The sequence below is a fragment of the Mesobacillus jeotgali genome, from assembly GCF_002874535.1.
GTDB lineage: Bacteria > Bacillota > Bacilli > Bacillales > Cytobacillaceae > Mesobacillus > Mesobacillus jeotgali.
In genome coordinates this window covers 416969-436476 of record NZ_CP025025.1, presented here as the reverse complement: position 1 = coordinate 436476, position 19508 = coordinate 416969, and the positions used below count along the sequence as shown (strand labels likewise).

Sequence of the window (19508 nt, the reverse complement as noted above, 5' to 3'; positions counted from 1 at the left end):
ACCTGACCCGGATTCTTGCTCCGGATCAGGTTTTTTTATTTTTTTTTTAAAAAAGTGATCCATCCTGAAATTTCTCCCGTTAGCATAGTGAAAACCAAAAACAAAGGAGAGATTTCATAATGAATTTTAAAAAAGCAGCGATTGCCGTACCACTTAGCCTATCCCTCTTACTGCCTGTTGCAGCAAACTCAGCTTCAGCGCATGATCACGCAAAGCCCACAGTATCAGATTCAGCAGTTGATTTAAGAGCTACCCTTGACCAACTCCTTAGTGAACATGTTTATTTAGCAGTTGAAACGATGCGTAAAGGTGTCGATGGCGCCAAGGACTTTGAACAATCTGCCGCCGCCCTTCAAGGAAACACCGATGATTTAAGCGCAGCGATTGCGTCTGTGTATGGAGATGAAGCAGGTGCGAAATTCAAGGATATGTGGTCGGCTCACATTGGTTTCTTTGTCGACTATGTAAAAGGAACAGCGGGGAACGACGAAGCAGCAAAGAAAGCTGCCCTTGATGAACTGGCGCAATACAAAGAAGACTTCTCTAATTTCCTTTCCACAGCAACAGAAAAACGCCTGGAAGCGGATGCCCTTGCTGATGGATTGCAAATGCATGTAGATCAGCTGGTTGGTGCGTTCAATGCCTATGTTGAAGGTGATTATGAAAAAGCGTATGAATACGAACGTGAGGCAATCCATCATATGTACATGGTGAGCAAAGGGCTGTCCAATGCGATCGTCATGCAGTTCCCGGATAAATTTGAAAACCACAAGGCCGTATCTCCGGCAGCTGATTTACGCTCCGATTTGAACTACCTGCTTTCTGAGCATGCCGGCCTGGCCGTTACAGCGATGCAAAATGGCATTGATGGTTCAAAGGATTTTGAAGCATCAGCTGCGGCTCTTTCTGCCAATACCGATGACTTGAGTGCTGCGATTGCATCTGTATATGGCGACGAAGCTGGCGAGCAATTCAAACAGATGTGGGCCACCCATATCGGTCATTTTGTAGACTATGTAAAAGCGACTGGCGCAAACGATGAAGACGGCAAAAAAGCAGCCCTTGCCGCTCTTGCCCAGTATAAAATTGAATTTTCGAAGTTCCTCGAAACAGCCACAGATGGCAGACTTCCGGCAGATGCCCTGGCAGAAGGATTGCAAATGCATGTGGACCAGCTGATCAAAGCTTTCGATACCTACACAGCTGAAGATTATGCAAGCACCTACCCTGCAGTAAGGGAAGCTTATGGACATATGTTTGGAACATCAAAAGGTCTTTCAGGAGCAATCGTAGACCAGTTCCCTGACAAGTTCAACGCAGAAATGCCAAGCGAAATGCCAAAGACTGGTTTGGGCGGTACCGCAAATCAAGCAGTTCCATTTGAGGCAGTCTTGTTATCAACCCTGCTTGCTTTAATCGCTGCAGGATTTGTAACAATGCGCCGTCTTGCCGATAAAAAATAAAAAGCCAGATTGAGAGAAGGCCTCCCCTTCTCTCTTCTGACTTTTCTACTGAGGTGATCACATTGAAGCAATTTTATCCTATAATTGCTGTCCTGATTCTAGCCCTGGTACTGGCAGGCTGCTCCACACAGTCAGATGCTGTATCAAATGAAGAAACTCAGACACCAAATGCAAATGGTCAACAAGCTGAGTCATTGGCTGATGCTTCAACAAAAACAAAGATTGAGATTATTAAAGACAAGCGGACAGGAATCGTTCCAGCCTCAATTGAAATTCCTGCTATTAAGGTCAATACCAAAATCGAGAATGTAGGCACATTAAGCGATGGGCGCATGGATGTTCCCAAAAATCCTGACAATGTCGGCTGGTATGAACCTGGAACACTGCCAGGAGCGCCTGGAAATGCGGTCCTCGCCGGCCATGTAGACGACCTGACAAGCCCCGCCGTTTTCTATGACCTTCATAAACTGAAAAAAGGCGACAAAATCATCGTAAAAAATCAAAATGGCGACCCTTTAACCTTTGAGGTCTACGACCAAAAAACCTTCCCGCGCCTGGATGCCCCTATTGAAGACATCTTTGGCTTTTCATATGCCAGCACCCTCAACCTGATTACATGCAGCGGTGACTATGACGCCGAAACAACGGAACGGGCTGAACGGACCGTAATTTATACCAAATTGGTTGAGGAAAAAAAGGATAGCCTCTGATGCATAAAACTGCTTTTAGAAGTCAAAGTGAGTTCGGCTCTAAAATACAGATATTGATTTAACCATGCCCTTCTCACAGGATTTGCTCTAGAATCAGCAAGCAATTCGGTGAGTAAATTAGCAAAGAAAAATGCTTGGAGAAACTCCAGGCATTTTTTATATACTCCCATCACCGAACGCATCACACCCATTTCAGTTTCTCCCCTTCAACCCTCTGTTCCTTTTTTTTTACAAAAAAAGACACTAAGCATCCATGCTCAGCGCCTTTCTCTTATTTCTTGAAAATCCCGAATGGCTTGCCAATTGGCAGGACAACTTTTCCAAAGTGGGTGTTCAGCACATTGGCTGCTGATCCGTAGAAGGAAAGAATTGCAATTCCCAGTTCAGCTACGGCTGCCAGCATATGCGATGCCTCATGGAAGATATCAAATGAACTTAATGATAGTCCAATAAATAAGAAGTCAATCAATACGAAAATAAAGAACAGGACTTTATTTGTTTCCAGGGCTCCAATCGTCATGAAGACACTGAAAATCAAATAGCCGATGAAGGCCATTCCCAATTGCTTCACGTCGCCGTCAGCTGCAAGGCTTTCACCGAAAAATCCTAGCTGAATCAGCCAGGTCGTTCCGACACCGAACCAGAAGAGTCCGAACGCACCGAAAGCGGTCATTCCAAAGATATTATTATGCTTGGCATCAAGGATTGCCGCATAAAGCTGTGCTAGTCCACCAAGGAAAATTGCCCAAGGGATGATGAGTGATACGCCATCTGTGAACCCCAGTTTCTGGGATGATGCTACTAATGTAACCATAGCCAGTCCAAACAAACCTAGCGCTGATGGATCTGCTGTTGTAACTTTAATCTGTGTTTGATTCTGAGTATCCATTTCTGCCTCCTATAAATAACTGCCCAAGCACCTTGGTCAGTCCCGACAGGCGCAGGAGCTAGACAATTCATCAAAGTGAGTTGTCTTCATCTCTACATTTTCAAAAACATACTTTTGTACTTTACAGGATTCAAGTGTACGAGTCAATATGATTTATTTGTCATTTAAAACAAATCGAGGAACGCTGGCGAGTGAGCATGGTCTCCGCTTTGTTCAACAAAGAACAAAAAGCGCAAGCGCCTCGTTCAGCCCCGACAAGCGCTGGAGGGCCTGACAGTGAAGTCGTTCTTTGACTTCATTGGCAGGATCGAAGCGTCTCGAGGGGCTAGGCGCTGGAGCTGGATTAAGAAAACTACATGTAGTTATCCACACTTAAATAATTTTATAATTTCCTTAACAATGAAAAAGAGACGGATTATGTTATATCCGCCTCCTTTGATCCGTTCTATCAGCTTGTTCGCAAGATGAAATGAAGGTAATCCTAAAAATCCAATCTCCTACTAAACTGAAATCCTAACAAAAAGTTCCGGGCGCTGTATTTTACAGAGATATTTGCCTTCGATCAGAGCCTTACTTATGATACAAGCCGACCAGCCGTCTTCGGTTCTCTCTCTTAATCAGCTGCCACATCGGGACATATGTGATGCTAAATACGATCAGTGCCGCAACTTCAAGATTCAGATAATACATGATGCCGCTGCCAAAGAACGATAGGATTGTTTTAGCTTCTGTCGGACTCGCCAAATAGAAGAAGTTCGTATCAAACAGGAAATTGAAAATGAAGATTGGAACGGCAATTATGTTCACGACAAGATAAGTGAAAAGAATGGCTTTGCGGGGAACTCTGTAGCCTTCAAAAAGGATGAAATACAATGCGGCAATCGGAATGGCTGAGTGGTTGAGGAAGTATTCAATATAGTCGAAATGAGGAAAGGTGTAAGACATTTCAGGTGTAACCATGGCTAAAACTGCCGGCAAGGTGCCAATGAAGTAGAGCACGTAAAATCCTTTCACACTCTTTCTTAAAAACAAGTACATCGCCAGAAAGGAGCTGAGCGAACACATGTGTAAAGGCAGGTCCCCGATTTGCCATTGGCCGGTGAGGATGAGCCACATTTGATGAGAAACCTGGCACACCACCAGAGTCCAAAATATAATCCATTTCAAAACATTTTTATGCGGCTTGATTTGATTTCTGAATAGCACCAATCCAAGACAAACACCAAGGAAAAGTCCCAGGGTAACCAGGTGCTCAGCAGAAAACAGTTCAAAACCCTGCATTCCCGTAACAGAAAACATGATGTAATCACCTCGCTGTACATTTAAAATGCTGTTAACTATAAATGTATGCTTGAGAACATCGGTTGAACACAGGAATTCGTACAAAAACATGAAAGACAGTATACAAAAAAGCACAGGGTACGTCCCCATGCTTCACTTCTATCTCAGGTACATAGGCAATCTAAAAGTAAATTCAATGCCTGCTTCTCTTATTTAGCCTGCTTCAAATATAAAGGCAGGGTAAATGTAAATTCGCTTCCTTTGCCCGGCTCGCTTATAGCCCTGATTTCACCACCGTGCGCTTCGACGATATATTTTACGATCGCAAGGCCCAGACCGGTACCGCCAGATTCCCTTGAACGAGATTTTTCACCGCGGAATAATGGATTGAATATGAATGGCAGATCTTCTTCTACGATTCCTTGTCCATTATCCTTAATGCTTACATGGAGATATCCGCTCTGGTTCTCTACTTTCAACAGGATACTCGTCCCGCCGTACTTGACTGCATTCTCAACCAAGTTCGCCATGACTTGCTTGATCCTGTCGCTGTCTATTTGGAGACTGACGGATGGCAGTGGATCAGCAAGCACTAATTCTACTCCCTGATAGTCCAATTGCGCACTATGAAAAGCCTCCTGGAAAAACTCAAAGCTGTTCACAAGATTCTTATCTATTGAAAGCTGCTCGAGCTCAAACTTCGAGAACTCAAACAAGTCTTCGATCAGCCTGTCCAGCTGGTTTGTCTTTGATTTGATGACTGAATAATACTTTTTTTGCATCTCCTCATTCTTGGCAATCCCGTCTTCCAACCCTTCCACATAGCCCTTGATCGAGGCAAGCGGTGTCCGTAAGTCATGGGAGATGCTTGCGATCAGTTGCTTACGCGCCCGCTCATATTGCTGCTGCTGTTCTATTGACTTTTTCAAGTGGTCACGCATCAGGTCAAAGCCATGGATGAACCTGCCGATTTCATCCTGCTTTCCATATCTGATTTTATAGTCAAGGTTCCCATCAATGACTTCCTCTGTCGCATGATATATTTCCTTTAGAGGGTGAAGGATCGTCTTGGAAATATACCATGTCCATAGCAAAATCAGCGCAAGCAATACCGACAGGCCAATACCAATCGCTCCGAGGATGGCATAAATCATTTCTTTGAACTGACTAAATGGAGGTACGGAGAGCGAATTAGCCTGGATTTCCGCAGACAACTCGCCATGCTCCTGTGTCAGCACGTCAACATTAAGCTTTCCCAATCGGTCCAGCCATATGGATGCTTCCTGTCTCTTTTGATACCCCGAAGAGTTGAATATAGTCTCGCCCTCTGAGGAATAAACAGTCAATCCAATCTGGTATTTTTGCATCAACGGCTTCACTTTTTCGTAAAAAAGATCGGGATCCTCAAGGTACTGGGCATTCTCATTAATCGTTGTCTTAACCTCTGACAAAAGCACGTCGAGTTCATCTTCGCTCCTGCCCGCCCGCTCTTCCATACCTGCCGAATAAAAGGTCATGAACAAAATCGCTGCCGCAATCGGCACAATGATAATACTGACAAAAGCGAGAATCAACCGCGGTTTCAGCCCCCACCTCATTAGCTGCCACCATCGAACTTATAGCCGATTCCCCAGACAGTTTTAATAAACTGAGGTTCTGACGGGTTAGGTTCAATTTTTTCACGAAGCTTCCTTACATAAACGGTGATCGTGTTCGTATCACCGACATGCTGATAGCCCCAAACGTTTTCGAGCAGCTGTTCCTTTGTAAACACCTGGCCTTTATTGGCTGCCATGAAGGCGAGCATCTGGAATTCCTTTGCTGAAAGTTCGACCTGCCTTCCGTCCGCTAGAACGGTATATTCTTTCAAGTTAATTTCAAGTCCAGGATATCTAATCGTATTTTCAGTTTCCTTCTGGACTGACAAGTGCTTAAACCTTCTCAGCTGCGCCTTGATCCGGGCAACAAGCTCCCCCGGGCTGAACGGTTTGGTGACATAATCATCCGCGCCAATGCCAAGTCCAATGATTTTATCAGTATCACTCTTCTTCGCGCTCATGATAATGATCGGAATATTAGATTCAGCCCTGATCCTGCGGCAAAGCTCAATCCCATCCATTTTTGGCAGCATGACATCGAGCACTGCCACCGTGGGCCTATGTTCAATAAATTGATTCAATCCGTCAAGCCCGTCAAAAGCCAGAACACTGCGATATCCTTCCGCTTCCAGGTAATCACGGACAAGCTCGGCAATCTCATGTTCATCTTCCACAATTAAAATCAAATCTTCTTCCATGATTAGTACCGTCCTATTTTAAAAAATAAAGGAAACCACAAATGCGGTTTCCTCTTTCATAACATAGTAAAGCTTAAGCTGCAACGTCACGCTTGTTAAAAATGAACAATGATAGAAAAGTAAACAGCCCGAAATAAATCAGCAGCATCACGATTGAAAATGTCATTGTCATTCCTTCAGCCAGCGGTGTCCCCGTGGTGTACTGCTGAAGATCTGTGTTCGCAAACAGGATGTACTTCACCCAGTCGTACTGGCTTAAAAGCTGGACGATCTGCGGACCCGTAAACATCAGGAACAAGGAAATTCCGATGGCGAGCGAGCTGCTGCGGAATACAGTCGAAATCATGAAAGCAAGAGTGACCATCATAATCAAGTCAATGCTCCTGAATCCAAACAGCTCAATAATATGGGTGACCATATTCTGCTCGATAACCCTGCCATTGCTGTAAGAAAGATATGGAGTTTCCGCTCCGCTGAAGCCGAAAAAGATCATTCCAAACAGGAAAGAAGTGCTGAATAATAAAACGAGCATCAAAAGTGCGAACAACAGGGTCGAAGCATATTTCGCCAGGAGTACTTTGGTTCTGCTCACAGGGCGAATCAGCAGCAGCTTGACTGTCCCCCATGAAAATTCACTTGCTACCATCCCAGCAGCAATCACAATCGTAAACAAGGCCGCAATCCCGGTGAATGTCGTCGCATCAACCATATAGCCCCAAAGTGAATCCCGTTCAATTGGCGCAAGATCATGTTCGATTCGGTATTCATTTAAGGCGATTCTTTCCTTCAACAGTCGCTTTTGGGCTTCAAGCATCGGCGCTGACTCCAGGCTCTCTGTCAATTGCGCATTTTCAGCGCTCAGCTGTGACTTCCAGTCAGCATTGCTGCCGGGGTCCAGGACAAACTTTGTAAAAATACCAACAAGGGCAACGACGAGCACCAGTATTCCAATCATCACCCATGTTCCCATACGTTTATAAATTTTTATGTTTTCATTATGAATCAGTCTGAAAAAATGGCTCACTTATCTTCCCTCCGTCATTTCCAGGAATTTTTCCTCCAAGGTTCTATTCCCAGTAGAAATCTTATAGATGCTGAACTCATTTTCCGCTAGAGCCTTAACTAGTGCGGGCACCTTTTCACGACTGGCAGAAACCAGCAGTTCGTTTCCGTTGATCTTTGGATTGAGCTCAGAAAACGTCTGTTCAACAAACTCCCTTGCTTTTTCAATCGGTTCAACCTCAATTACAGTGTTCACCGTATCCCCGACAAAGTCTCCGACTGTTTCCACGCTCACCAGATGTCCATCCTGGATAATTCCAATCCGGTCACACATCAGCTGCATCTCCGAAAGCATATGGCTGGACACAAAGACGGCGATCCCTTCTTCATGAGCGACCTTGCGGATGTAAGTACGGATTTCCCTTATACCGGCAGGGTCCAGGCCATTTGTCGGCTCATCGAGAATCAATAAAGCTGGCGAATGCAATAATGCCTGGGCGAGTCCAAGCCTCTGCCTCATTCCGAGTGAATAGCCCTTGACCTTTTCATGAATCCTTTTTTCAAGCCCTACCAGCTTCACGATCTCATCGATTCTATTCCTTTTCACAGGATTCGGCAGCATCCGTGCATATTGAAGCAAATTATCATAACCTGAAAGGAACTTGTACATCTCCGGATTCTCAATGATTCCGCCAACATGCGAAATTGCTTTCTCAAAGTTCTTCTCAATGCTGAACCCATTGATCAGCACTTCCCCTTCCGTAATGCCCATCAACCCAACCATCATCCTGATTGTCGTCGTCTTTCCCGCCCCATTCGGCCCAAGAAACCCGAACACCTCACCCGGAAAAACATCCATGCTGATTCCATGGATAATCGTTTTATCTCCAATCACTTTCTTTAAATTCTTTATTTCAACTATCGGTTTTTTCATTGATCATTGCCTCCCTTTTCACAACCTCTATACTGTCAGCGAAACGCTAAAATACCCTTATGAAATTATTAATAAATTATTAAAACGAGACATGGGGTCAGTTCTTCCGTATCATTTTTTGCATATTTTCACAAAATGATTAAAATACAACTGTTTTATAGCACGAACCTCGACCTTGCCATTAAATGCTTTATAATTTCGGTTAAGTATTCCTTTCCTATTTATAAAAAAGAAGCACAGGGTACCTCCCTGCACTTCCCATTTCTTCTCCATAAGGGGCAGTGTTCTCGGCTAATCGTACCCTTATACCTCCATCTCCTTCTCTATAAGGGCACAGCTCTCAACTTATCGTACCCTAATGTCTCCATTTTCTTCGCTATAAGGGCACCATTTTTAAAAAATAGGTTTCACCTAAAGCCACACTTCTTTATAATCCTCGATATATTTCCTGATGCTGGACGGCTTTCTTCCAGTTACCTTTTCAAAATCATCCTTTATGCCTTTTGCCAGGCCCAGTTTAGTTGGAATGTGGATGCCGGCAACAACATTTATAAAACTTTCATCGCTATCAGAGGATATCATGTAATTTTTGAATTCTTTTACTGTAGGGTTAGAGTAAGCTATTTTTGTCCCGAGAACTTCCGACATGATAGTGGCTACCTCATAAAAATCCAGCGCTTCATCTCCGGTTATGACATATTTTTCATTTGCATGCTCTTCCGGTCTGCCCAGTGCAATCGCCGCTACTTCGGCAATATCCCTGGCATCGACAAAACTAGTCTTGCCTTTTCCTGCAGGCACAAAAATGCGTTTCCGCTCTTTTAGCTCCTTATATAAAAAGTCATTTAAATTCTGCATGAAATAACCTGCGCGCAAAAATGTATAGGTAATTCCAGACTTCTTTATTAACTTTTCATTTTTAAAATGGTGGATGAATGGCATGAATTGGACATCCTTAACCGAAAGGTAGACGATATGGCAGACGCCCTTCTTCTTAGCTTGTGTGACAAAGGCATCAAACTCAATGCGATCTCCGGGAGGATACATCAGAAAAATCCCATTTACTCCTTCCAATGCCTCATCAAACGTGTCTGGCTTTGAAAAATCAAGTGCAACAAAATCAAACTCGGAACCATGCCGCTCTCTCGCCCGTTCCACATTTCGGACAGCACATTTCATCGGAACTTGTTTCTCCTTTAATCTCTCCGCCACCTCATAACCAACCTTACCATTGAATCCAGTCACCAATATCGTCATGTCCCTTCCGCCTTTCAATATTCTTTTGTAGACCAGTCTATATAATTAATTCGAATAAACCAACACTACTTACTTCAATAGTGCTGGAATATTTTTTGCTGCTAATAACAGGGGTTCATTGTTTCCCATCGTGAATGACAACAAAAAAGCGCCTTCTATCATTGTGTTAATGACGATTCCGAGTTCCCTTGCCCTGCCTTCTTCATAGCCCGATTCAAGCAGTTTGTCAGTAAACACTTGCTGGAAACCTTCATAGCCATTTTGGCACGCTTTCCTGATTGGTTCGCTGAAAAGAGCGGTCTCAAGTGCGACTGCCGCAATTGGAACTCCCTCTTGGCTGTCATCATTCTGATATTGCTCTGCCATTTTTTCTATAAAACCCTGAATCGCTTCAATGGCGTGAGTTTTTTGATCCAGCCCCCGTTTAATGCGATCCCTGACATGCTCGGCAGTCATTCGAACAGACTCAACCGCAAGCTGTTCCTTTCCATCAGGAAAGTAATAGTATAAAGAACCCTTCGGTGCTCCGCTTTCCTTCAAGATATGGTTCAAGCCCGTTCCATGGTATCCCTGAAGCTGGAACAACCGAGATGCTGTACTGATCAATTTATCCCTTGAAGTCTCCTTCATCGTCCTTCACCTCTCACTTATATTTTATAACGATTGGTCTATATATTACACTAGCAATGTAGACAAGAATATGTCTATTTTGGGTAAATCCATTCTTCTGCTCGTGACTGGCCCACTGTCACCAAGTCTATGTCCATATAAAAACAAAGCACAGGGCAGAATCCCTGTGCTTGAATTACTTCAACATCCTCCACAAACCCCAATTCACTGCAAACATCAAAATCGCATATCCTGCAACGCCAAACGGCAATTTCAATGCTAAAAAGTGAAGTCCCACAAAGACAGGGATGATGAGGAAAAGAAGAAATACCTTGATGTCTCCACTCTGCTGGACGGCGTCGAATGGCTGTGAAAAGGCGAGTTCCTTTCCTCCTGCCAGAAAGCACACTGCTGTATAGATCAATGCGGCCATTAATATCGCAATCAGGTCATCCAGAATCCTCACACCAAACAAAAAGCTGAACATAACCGACACGAGCAGGAACAATGGCAAGAACAGCTGAAACAAGAATGCCTTCAATGCGGCTTTATTGATGAGACCAAGCTTTTTTACTGGTGCGACCTGATAAATCCAGCTGCCTTTATAGGAACCTGAATGCGCGAGCATGATGACTGACGTCGGGATGACCAGCATGATTGAATAGATGGTCAAATAATAACCGCTCGCCCTGAATTCTTCGAAACTCATTATGGAATAGCTGTTGAACATGAACACGAAAGGAATTACCACTGCAAAGCCGAGTGAAGGATAGACCTTCAGCTTGAAATCGCGCTCATTTTTCATCATGATCCTGGCGAACCGGAAAAATGGCAGCTCATCTTTGGAAACCAGCATCGGCATGGAACGGAATAGCTTCCATTTGTTGCTGGCTTTTTTCTTGCCAGTCTGGCTCGAAAGCTTTTGCAGATTCCTTTCGAAGTCCGGGATCATCTTCAAATAAACGATGATGGATACAACCGGTCCAAGTACGGCCAAAGTAGTCAATATCATACTTCCGATGCTTCTGCCTCCCCCAAGCAGCACATCGAACAGACCGCCAAACCACATTGGCGGAAGCAATAGCTGCCACCAGGCAAAATCGATTGTATAATCGAGATTCACCAATTCAAAAGAGCGCGCCACCACCTGATATCCGATCATCATGCCAACAGTGAGGGCAATCTGGACATAATTAATAATGTCCTTAAGCTTTTCACCGTCAAAATACCGCAAAATAAACAGGTACAACAAAGCTGTGAAGGCAATGATAAAAATGTCAGCCAGCGCGAATGAGACAAGGAACAGCAGAGTGAACATGATGCCCTTGAAGAACAGGCTGACCAACAACGGAATCAATGTTGTTGCCAGGGTAATGTACAGCATGTAAATCGTCACATGCAGCAGCTTTGCCATACTCACAGTCTTCGAGTTAACTGGTTTCGTAGCAAGGACGCTTTTGTCCCGCAAGTCGAGCAACACCGATGAAAAATCGGAAATCAGCGTCGTCATGATGATGAACATGAAGATGCTGAACAGGATTGACACTTGAAATAGATAATTATCTTTTAAAAATAGAAACGGGATCAGCATCAATCCAAAGAAACCATAGATCCACAATGATTTGAAGAATTCATTCTTCTCCGGTTTAACCTTCTTTTTCCTCGACTGGTTGAACACAGTCGGTTTCCGGCGCTGATCCATTGTCAGCTTGACCTGGAGGATTAGCCGCATCGTCCTGTAATCAACACCCATTTTTAAAAATAATGGCTTAAAAACATCCAGCAGCTTTAAAACGAAAAAATTGTCCATCGTTACCCCTCCTTAACGATGGATACAAATTCAGAGGCACGATCCTGGTGCTCATGGAAGCCGGTCATTTGATTGAATATATTCTCAAGTGACCCTTCTTTGCTCTGACTCTTCAATTCTTCAAAACTGCCATTTGCCACGATATGACCGCCATGCAGCAAAACGATCCGATTGCTGATTTTCTCGACGACGTCCATGATATGTGATGAATAAAAAATCGTCTTCCCTTCAGCAGCGAACATGGCAAGAATCTCTTTAAAAACCATCACACTGTTCGCATCCAGACCCGTCAACGGTTCATCAAGGAACAGCAAATCAGGATTATGTAAAAAGCTAGATACAATCAGCGTCTTCTGCCTCATCCCTTTCGAAAAAGAGGAAATCCGGGATTGATAGACCTCAGCAAGCCCGAACACATCGAATAGCTGCTTCGCTTTCCTGTCCGCATCGTCATAATCCATCCCATACAGCTCGGCAACGAACGTCAAATACTCCTGGGCCGTAAGCGAATCATACATTTCAGAAGTCTCAGGAATATAACCGATTCTCCGTTTGTAGCTTTCACCCTGCTTCGCAATATCCTCTCCAAAAATTTCAATCTGCCCGGAATACCCTTCCTCAAGGCCAAGCATCAGTTTTACCGTCGTACTTTTGCCCGCGCCGTTAGGCCCTATGTATCCGATGATTTCCCCTTTATCAACCTTTAAATCTATTCCTTTCAGCACCTCTTTGCTGCCATACGACTTTGTCAGGCCAGTGATTGATAATATTTCCGAAGACATGACTCTCCCCCTTTTAAAAATGGTTCAAAATACCATATCATCATTCTAACATAGTAGTAAAATACTGGAATGGCATTTGGGGTATTAAACAAATATCCCCCTTATCAATAAAATAAGGGGGCATCCTGCTACACCACTTTTTCGAAAAAAATCTGTACGACAAGCGCAACTGTCATCACCCGCAATATCGGTTTTACATAATTGGGGTTCAGCTTGCTGGCAATCCTTACGCCGATTTGTGCTCCTGTCACTGAACCGAGCATCAAGGCAATGGTCAGCGGCCAGATAACAGCCCCGTTAGAAATATAGGTAATAGCCGCACCAAAACAGCTCGAAAACGTGGCAAGACGGACATATCCGACTGCCCGGATGTAGGCGATGTTCAAATGACCAAACAAATATAGCATCAGCGTACCCTGTCCCGGCCCAAAAAGTCCATCATAAATCCCGATTGCGTATAGACCAAGAACACTTTTACCATAAGGCTTTAATGGCTGATCTCCAGACATGCTCCCTTTCCCCAAGAATGAGGCGAAAAAAGCAAAAATCAGCAAGCCAATCGCCACTACATACATGTCTTCACTTGAAATTTTTGAGGCTATGAACCCTCCGCTCACCCCGCCAATCAAACTGACAGGGATGATCCAGAATGACTCCTTAAAAGTTATTTTCTTTTCTCTATAAAGATGAAAAAAGCTGGAGAAGGAGCTGATTGTATTCGAAACTTTATTGGCAGCAATCGCAGAATGGACAGGCATGCCAAGAACAAGCATCGCCGGTAAATTGATCAATCCCCCACCACCAGCGAGAGTTCCAACCGTCGTCGCAAAAATCCCAATAAAAAATAGAATGATATAATCCATATTCTTACACCTCCTGGTATTATTATATTTCGGATTCCTCAATAAGAATATTTAATGTTTATGATCGCAACTCATAAGAATTAGTTATTGAACAGGCCAAAAAAAAGCATAGTTATCCTATGCTTGATTCATACTTGCCAGGAATGCCAGCTTCTTTTATTCTGCGATGTACCGCCAGGAATAGTCTATTTTGAACCGCAATCCGGCTCATTCCCCATTCTTCTGTCTCCCCAGGCACACATCAAATTCAGTATATCTTTTAAGCTCTCGCCCTCCTCACTGAGTGAGTATTCGACTTTAGGCGGAACTTCATCGTAGACTTTCCGATTGATGATTCCGTCTTTCTCCAGCTCCCTCAGCTGCTGCGAAAGCATTTTCTTCGTAATCGCGGGCATGGCTCTCTGCAATTCACTGAAGCGCTTTTCGCCTTCTTTCAATAAGCATAATATGACCACCTTCCATTTACCGCCGATCACTTCAAGAGTGGCTTCCACTGGTACATTGTATTTCGTCATGTTCAACCTCCAAATTCAGGATAGCCCTCCACCATAAGGGTATATTTAAAATACGGTTACTTATAAGTTACCTGGTTACATAAAAGTGCCGTCTTACAATCACAGTACCTACTCATTATACTTAAATAGAACTTTTACTCAAAAGGAGAAGATGATGTTGAACAAACCATATCCACGTTCATTTTCACATATAGGTTTATCTGTTCCCAATGTCGAGGAGGCTGTCAAATTTTACACAGAGGTTCTGGGATGGTACATAATCATGGAACCCTCTGAAGTAATTGAAGACGACAGTCCGATTGGCCAGATGTGCACAGATGTATTCGGGAAGGGCTGGGGAACCTTCAAGATTGCCCACCTGGCTACTTCTGATAAAATCGGCATCGAGCTATTTGAATTTCCAAATAACAAAGCTCCAGAAAACAACTTCGAATACTGGAAGACGGGAATCTTCCATTTTTGCGTCCAGGACCCTGATATTGAAGGTCTTGTTGAAAAAATTATCGCTAACGGTGGCAAGCAGCGCATGCCAATTCGAGAATATTACCCTAATGAGAAACCATATAAGATGGTCTACTGCGAAGACCCATTCGGCAACTTAATCGAAATCTATACACACAGCTATGAATTCACCTATTCACAAGGGGCCTATTAAAAAGGAGAGTCTGCCATGAAAGCATTATTGTTAGAAAACAAAGGAAAGGTATTTGAAATGAGAGTAGGCAACGCGGAAAAGCCCTCTCCTGGACAAGGAGAAATCCTTGTAAAAATTCATGCCACCGCCTTGAATCCTGTTGACTATAAAACAGGAAACGGCGGGAACCCGAACTGGACCTATCCGCATATTCTTGGCCTTGATTCAGCCGGGACCGTCGAAGAAGTAGGTGCTGATGTCACGTACGTCAAGGTTGGCGACAGAGTCGTCTATCATGGTGACCTAACGAAAAAAGGTGGATTTGCGGAATATGGTGTGACCACAGCTCATACCGTTTCCATTATTCCAGCAGGTGTGTCATTCGAGGAAGCCGCTGCATTGCCAACAGCAGGCTACACCGCTTACCAGGCAATTTTTCACAAGATGCATGCATCTGAGGGCCAAACGATTTTAGTACATGCCGGAGCTGGCGGTGTCGGAGGCTTTGCAATCCAGTTGGCTAAACACGCCGGTTTGACTGTTATGACAACAGCTTCATCTGCCAACCATGAATATGTTCACAGCCTTGGCGCAGATTATGCTATTGACTATCGTGAAGAAGACTTTGTGGAAAAGGTGTTGGAGATTACGAATGGACGAGGGGTAGATTTAGTCCTCGATACAGTTGGACGCGACAACGCCGATAAATCCCTGAAGGCGCTTGCCTTCAATGGACAGATCGCGTTCATTGCCGGTCCTCCCAATGTAAATGATGCAATTTCATTTGCCCATCCATTATCGTTCCACCAGGTTGCTCTCGGAAGTGTGCACGAGTCTAACAATATTGAGCAGCAAAAAACGCTCGCAGAGATGGGAGACCGCATGCTTTCACTACTTCAGGAAGGAACTATTAACCCTATGGTCGAGAAAGTGATTTCATTGGAAGAAGTGCCTGAAGCATTGGCTGAACTCTCCACCAGAAGAGTTAAAGGAAAAATCGTTGCTAGAATCACAGTATAGAAAACCCATGAGATATGAACCCGCAGTCGTGATTACTCCGATTACGGGTTCATTCATGTTATTTATGTGACCATAATCCTGGAGTTTTTCTCTTTATGACCGTCACTAACCAACACAGGGACGATGATCATGTTTTCTGTATCAAAACATGTTCGCCGCCCCTGTGTTTTCTTTTACTAAGGTAACCTCACACCACGAGAACTCACATACAATGAATACCACTCCTCACGGCTGAGGCTGATATTGACTGCATCTCCGCACGCTCGGATCCTTGCGGGATTGACGGTGCCGATGACAGGCTGGATTGATGCTGGATGTCTCATCAGCCACGCGAGCACGATGGCTTCTGGTGTTGTTTGTTTTTCTTCTGCAAGCTCTTGTACCATGGCCGCAGTCTGCTTGACACTTTCGCTTTCATTCTCGATATTTTTTCCAGAATAGAGACCTTTCGCAAGAGAACCCCAGGATTGAACCTGAATTCCTTCCATCTGCATAAACTCCATAGTCCCATCAGGGAAGATGTTTTGGCGTGCAGCCTCCTGGTTCACATGGACACCAGTCTCAAGCCAGCCGATATTATTCAAGCTCATTTCCAGCTGATTGACGATGATTTTTTCATCGGTATGCTTCTGCAGTAAACGGATCTGACCAGCGCTCATATTGGAAACACCGAATGAACGCACCTTGCCGGACGCTTTTAGCTGATGAAAGGCTTCGCCAACCTCAGCCGGTTCCATTAGAGGATCGGGACGGTGCAATAACAGGATGTCAAGATACTCGATGCCAAGCCTTGAAAGGATACCATCCACACTGTCGAGTATGTATGATTTAGAAAAATCATACCTGCCTGGGAGGCCAGATTCCTGATCAGCGAAACGAATGCCGCATTTCGACTGGATGATGATATCCTCACGAAGTCCGGGCTTATCTTTTAAAACCTGCCCGAAAACTCTCTCTGCTTTTCCCAAAGTATAAATATCGGCATGATCAAACATATTGATTCCTGACTCTATCGCCGCTTCTACCGCTTCATGTGCCTGCTTGACATGTTCCGGTTCGATCGGGCTGCTGTCCCAGCTCCCGCCAAGCCCCATGCAGCCAAACACAAGCTGTGAAGCATTTAATCCATTTTCATTTATAGGCAGCTTTTTCAAATTTACCTTCCTCCTTAAAAATCTTTGCAAGACATTCTATCATATTAAAAGAAAAGACTGTAATGTAAGGCAACTAAGGAACAAAAAGCGCAAGCGCCTCGTTCTGCCCCGACAAGCGCTGGAGGGCCGACCAGTGAAGTCGTTCTTTGACTTCACCTGAGCGGACCGAAACCGAAAAGTATAGCCGACTGTCCAGAAACGCAGAAACTGGAGACTCCGCCAAAGAAGCGCTTTTTGCTTCTGCCGGCGGAGTTGAAGTTTCGGAGTTTCTAGGAGGCGACACTAGACAATCCGAAAAGCGGAGGCGACTGTCCAACTCCGACAAGCGCTGGAGGGCCTGACAGTGAAGTCGTTCTTTGACATCATTGGCAGGACCGAAGCGTCTCGAGGAGTTAGGAGCCGCAGCTAGACATGCGACTCGAGGGGCTAGGCGCTGAAGCTGGATTAAGACCACTACATGTAGTTATCCACAATTAAATAATTTTATAATTTCCTAAACAACAAAAAAGAAGCATAGGGTACCCTTTGCTTCCTTTACTCTAATATTTGCTATATAGTCTTTTCTTACAAATCCTGTGTGATTTGCGTCAAATTGTCGGTTGTGATGGCCAGATGGTCGACTGCCCGGTCGATTTCTTCGAAGTACTTTGAGAAGGACTCGAGTTCTGTCTCAATCAGTTTACTCTGCTGTTTGCTCTTGTCCACTTCCTCCAGGATCCGGTCGAAAAAGTCTGTGATTTGGTCCATCTTATCCGAGCCGCTTTTCACCAATTCATTTACTTCGAATGACTTTGAGGTCACATTTTCGATTTGCGCATTCGTTTTCTTGATAAGATCACTTACATTCACGACGGAAGCCTTTGTCTGCTCCGCCAGCTTTTTCACTTCATTCGCCACGACAGCAAAGCCTTTACCATGCTCCCCGGCTCGTGCTGATTCAATGGAAGCATTCAAAGCAAGAAGATTCGTCTGCTCCGCAATCCCCTTCACCAATTTGACAACTTCATCTATTTCCTGAGAGATACTCTTTAAATCCTTGATCTCTGTCGTTATGGAGGACATATGGTGCATAATATTTTGCATCTGTACCTGCTGAAGATCAATGCCCTCTTTCCCCTGGCTTGAGCGATTCTGCACTTCCTCAGCTGATTGGACACCTAATGTAGCCAGCTCGACCATCATTTTTGTTTTTTCCGTTAGAGTCGTAACAGAAGCACTCGTTTCTTCAGTGACTGCAGATAATTCCTGGGCAGTAGCTGCGACCCGCTCGCCAATTTGCTTTTTGCGCTGCTCTTCCTGTTTGATCCTTTCTACTTCTTCCTCATACGCTTCAAGCACTAGCTGCTGCTCTAGGTTAAGGATTTTTGATACGACATTTATGGCTTCCAAAAGTTCATCTTGATCTAAGATGGCACTTTTCAGGATTGAAATAAAGGTTGTAAAAAGACTCTGGAATGCTGCCATGTACCACTTGGTTTTCAGTCCGATCCTTACATGAACATGCGCAATCGTGTTTCGCTGTTGAAGATAATTCTGATCAATATTACCATCAAACATTTCATGGATATGCCTGGACAGTGTCTGCTTCAGCCTCTCGACACTGCTGTTATCGTCAATGATTTTTAGGAGGCTTGCTTCCTTGCGAATTTCTTTATAATAATTTTCCGTGATGGTTTCCAAATGCTCCGCGATAAAAGGCTGAATCACTTTTGCAATCGCCAGATCCCTTTTTGTCAACCCGATAATAGAAAGCTGGTTAGAAAGATCCTTGTGAAAAGAAGTATCTATCACTACCTTATTTTCCAAGTCCTCAATAGCACTAAAAAGCTGGTTCATCTGACTTTTTTTCTTTAGTAACAACATTCGCGATTCCACATCCCTTAATAATAATTACAATATGATTCTCTCACGGAACAGGACTATCTTCCTGTATGGATGTGTGACTTTTACAATAAATTCACAATCCAAGACACAATTTCGACAAATTCCGCAGCAGAATAAGTAAGGAAGAGAATCGCTCTAATCGGTGAATCCTTTTGCTCATTTCCGTGAACTCTTGGGCTCCAATACCGTTCATTGGTGACCTCTTTTTCCCATACCAACGAATTTTCGGCGCTAATAACGCTTATTGGTGACCTCTTTTTTCCATACCAACGAATTTTGGGCGCCAATACTCCTTCTTGGTGACCTCTTTTTCCCATACCAACGAATTTTGGGCGCCAATACCCCTTATTGGTGACCTCTTTTTCCTATACCAACGAATTTTGGGCGCCAATACCCCTTATTGGT

20 protein-coding genes are annotated in these 19508 nt (G+C 44.1%); 6 read left to right on the top strand and 14 right to left on the bottom strand.

Features of this window, described 5'->3' with window-relative positions; all coding sequences use genetic code 11:
• Window positions 1-119 precede the first annotated feature (119 nt).
• A complete protein-coding gene (locus tag CD004_RS02135; RefSeq protein ID WP_102261262.1) occupies window positions 120-1463 on the top strand; it encodes a copper amine oxidase in 1344 nt (447 codons plus the stop codon).
• 62 nt (window positions 1464-1525) lie between these two features.
• Window positions 1526-2173 carry a class F sortase gene (locus tag CD004_RS02130; protein WP_158651462.1) on the top strand — a complete coding sequence of 216 codons (648 nt, stop codon included), beginning with the start codon at window positions 1526-1528 and terminating at the stop codon, window positions 2171-2173.
• 271 nt (window positions 2174-2444) lie between these two features.
• Here the strand turns inward: CD004_RS02130 and CD004_RS02125 are convergent, their stop codons facing one another.
• Window positions 2445-3062, bottom strand: coding sequence for an acetate uptake transporter (locus tag CD004_RS02125; RefSeq protein ID WP_102261260.1), 618 nt, complete (start codon window positions 3060-3062; stop codon window positions 2445-2447).
• A 276-nt stretch (window positions 3063-3338) separates the two neighbouring features.
• Here CD004_RS02125 and CD004_RS23655 point away from each other — a divergent pair, with 276 nt between their 5' ends.
• Window positions 3339-3530, top strand: coding sequence for a hypothetical protein (locus tag CD004_RS23655; RefSeq protein ID WP_158651461.1), 192 nt, complete (start codon window positions 3339-3341; stop codon window positions 3528-3530).
• A 102-nt stretch (window positions 3531-3632) separates the two neighbouring features.
• On the opposite strand, the gene CD004_RS02120 is transcribed toward CD004_RS23655, so the two are convergent.
• From CD004_RS02120 to CD004_RS02070, 11 genes are all read right to left on the bottom strand, one after another.
• Entirely contained in the window at window positions 3633-4361 is a 729-nt protein-coding gene (locus CD004_RS02120; protein ID WP_102261259.1) for a YwaF family protein, read from the bottom strand.
• Window positions 4362-4552: 191 nt separating this feature from the next.
• Window positions 4553-5941 carry a sensor histidine kinase gene (locus CD004_RS02115; RefSeq protein ID WP_102261258.1) on the bottom strand — a complete coding sequence of 463 codons (1389 nt, stop codon included), beginning with the start codon at window positions 5939-5941 and terminating at the stop codon, window positions 4553-4555.
• Complete coding sequence (locus CD004_RS02110; protein ID WP_102261257.1) at window positions 5941-6639, bottom strand: response regulator transcription factor; 699 nt, start codon at window positions 6637-6639, stop codon at window positions 5941-5943. Before CD004_RS02110 ends, CD004_RS02115 begins: the two co-directional genes overlap by 1 nt.
• Window positions 6640-6712: 73 nt before the next feature.
• The gene (locus CD004_RS02105) at window positions 6713-7663 is read right to left on the bottom strand and encodes an ABC transporter permease (protein WP_102261256.1); all 951 of its coding nucleotides are present in this window, start codon (window positions 7661-7663) and stop codon (window positions 6713-6715) included.
• Window positions 7664-8575 carry an ABC transporter ATP-binding protein gene (locus CD004_RS02100; protein ID WP_102261255.1) on the bottom strand — a complete coding sequence of 304 codons (912 nt, stop codon included), beginning with the start codon at window positions 8573-8575 and terminating at the stop codon, window positions 7664-7666.
• A 411-nt stretch (window positions 8576-8986) separates the two neighbouring features.
• Complete coding sequence (locus CD004_RS02095) at window positions 8987-9832, bottom strand: SDR family oxidoreductase (RefSeq protein WP_102261254.1); 846 nt, start codon at window positions 9830-9832, stop codon at window positions 8987-8989.
• Between the two features lie 69 nt (window positions 9833-9901).
• Complete coding sequence (locus CD004_RS02090) at window positions 9902-10462, bottom strand: TetR/AcrR family transcriptional regulator (protein WP_102261253.1); 561 nt, start codon at window positions 10460-10462, stop codon at window positions 9902-9904.
• A 175-nt stretch (window positions 10463-10637) separates the two neighbouring features.
• Window positions 10638-12251: a hypothetical protein gene (locus CD004_RS02085; protein WP_102261252.1), complete on the bottom strand. Its 1614-nt coding sequence runs from the start codon at window positions 12249-12251 to the stop codon at window positions 10638-10640.
• A 2-nt stretch (window positions 12252-12253) separates the two neighbouring features.
• Window positions 12254-13033 (bottom strand): ABC transporter ATP-binding protein, encoded by a 780-nt coding sequence (locus tag CD004_RS02080; RefSeq protein WP_102261251.1) that lies wholly within the window; start codon window positions 13031-13033, stop codon window positions 12254-12256.
• A 128-nt stretch (window positions 13034-13161) separates the two neighbouring features.
• Window positions 13162-13896: a sulfite exporter TauE/SafE family protein gene (locus tag CD004_RS02075; RefSeq protein WP_102261250.1), complete on the bottom strand. Its 735-nt coding sequence runs from the start codon at window positions 13894-13896 to the stop codon at window positions 13162-13164.
• A gap of 185 nt (window positions 13897-14081) precedes the next feature.
• Window positions 14082-14411, bottom strand: a complete 330-nt coding sequence (locus CD004_RS02070) for a winged helix-turn-helix transcriptional regulator (RefSeq protein WP_102261249.1) — start codon at window positions 14409-14411, stop codon at window positions 14082-14084.
• Window positions 14412-14562: 151 nt separating this feature from the next.
• Between CD004_RS02070 and CD004_RS02065 the strand changes: the two genes are divergently transcribed.
• On the top strand, window positions 14563-15066 hold the full coding sequence (locus tag CD004_RS02065; protein WP_407657650.1) for a lactoylglutathione lyase family protein: 504 nt from the start codon (window positions 14563-14565) through the stop codon (window positions 15064-15066).
• 15 nt (window positions 15067-15081) lie between these two features.
• The gene (locus tag CD004_RS02060) at window positions 15082-16065 is read left to right on the top strand and encodes a zinc-binding dehydrogenase (RefSeq protein ID WP_102261247.1); all 984 of its coding nucleotides are present in this window, start codon (window positions 15082-15084) and stop codon (window positions 16063-16065) included.
• A gap of 176 nt (window positions 16066-16241) precedes the next feature.
• On the opposite strand, the gene CD004_RS02055 is transcribed toward CD004_RS02060, so the two are convergent.
• Entirely contained in the window at window positions 16242-17219 is a 978-nt protein-coding gene (locus tag CD004_RS02055) for an aldo/keto reductase (RefSeq protein ID WP_226678159.1), read from the bottom strand.
• Between the two features lie 146 nt (window positions 17220-17365).
• Between CD004_RS02055 and CD004_RS23650 the strand changes: the two genes are divergently transcribed.
• Complete coding sequence (locus tag CD004_RS23650) at window positions 17366-17560, top strand: hypothetical protein (RefSeq protein ID WP_158651460.1); 195 nt, start codon at window positions 17366-17368, stop codon at window positions 17558-17560.
• Window positions 17561-17783: 223 nt separating this feature from the next.
• Here CD004_RS23650 and CD004_RS02050 read toward each other — a convergent pair whose 3' ends face one another.
• Window positions 17784-19082 carry a globin-coupled sensor protein gene (locus tag CD004_RS02050; protein WP_102261246.1) on the bottom strand — a complete coding sequence of 433 codons (1299 nt, stop codon included), beginning with the start codon at window positions 19080-19082 and terminating at the stop codon, window positions 17784-17786.
• Window positions 19083-19508 lie beyond the last annotated feature (426 nt).

Bases quoted from the DNA above. Each gene is read 5' to 3' on its own strand.
- CD004_RS02090 (WP_102261253.1), bottom strand. From the start codon at position 10,462: ATGAAGGAGACTTCAAGGGATAAATTGATCAGTACAGCATCTCGGTTG.
- CD004_RS02100 (WP_102261255.1), bottom strand. From the start codon at position 8,575: ATGAAAAAACCGATAGTTGAAATAAAGAATTTAAAGAAAGTGATTGGA.
- CD004_RS02065 (WP_407657650.1), top strand. From the start codon at position 14,563: ATGATGTTGAACAAACCATATCCACGTTCATTTTCACATATAGGTTTA.
- CD004_RS02120 (WP_102261259.1), bottom strand. From the start codon at position 4,361: ATGTTTTCTGTTACGGGAATGCAGGGTTTTGAACTGTTTTCTGCTGAG.
- CD004_RS02085 (WP_102261252.1), bottom strand. From the start codon at position 12,251: ATGGACAATTTTTTCGTTTTAAAGCTGCTGGATGTTTTTAAGCCATTA.
- CD004_RS02070 (WP_102261249.1), bottom strand. From the start codon at position 14,411: ATGACGAAATACAATGTACCAGTGGAAGCCACTCTTGAAGTGATCGGC.
- CD004_RS02125 (WP_102261260.1), bottom strand. From the start codon at position 3,062: ATGGATACTCAGAATCAAACACAGATTAAAGTTACAACAGCAGATCCA.
- CD004_RS02110 (WP_102261257.1), bottom strand. From the start codon at position 6,639: ATGGAAGAAGATTTGATTTTAATTGTGGAAGATGAACATGAGATTGCC.
- CD004_RS02080 (WP_102261251.1), bottom strand. From the start codon at position 13,033: ATGTCTTCGGAAATATTATCAATCACTGGCCTGACAAAGTCGTATGGC.
- CD004_RS02115 (WP_102261258.1), bottom strand. From the start codon at position 5,941: ATGAGGTGGGGGCTGAAACCGCGGTTGATTCTCGCTTTTGTCAGTATT.
- CD004_RS02135 (WP_102261262.1), top strand. From the start codon at position 120: ATGAATTTTAAAAAAGCAGCGATTGCCGTACCACTTAGCCTATCCCTC.
- CD004_RS02095 (WP_102261254.1), bottom strand. From the start codon at position 9,832: ATGACGATATTGGTGACTGGATTCAATGGTAAGGTTGGTTATGAGGTG.
- CD004_RS02060 (WP_102261247.1), top strand. From the start codon at position 15,082: ATGAAAGCATTATTGTTAGAAAACAAAGGAAAGGTATTTGAAATGAGA.
- CD004_RS02050 (WP_102261246.1), bottom strand. From the start codon at position 19,082: ATGTTGTTACTAAAGAAAAAAAGTCAGATGAACCAGCTTTTTAGTGCT.
- CD004_RS02075 (WP_102261250.1), bottom strand. From the start codon at position 13,896: ATGGATTATATCATTCTATTTTTTATTGGGATTTTTGCGACGACGGTT.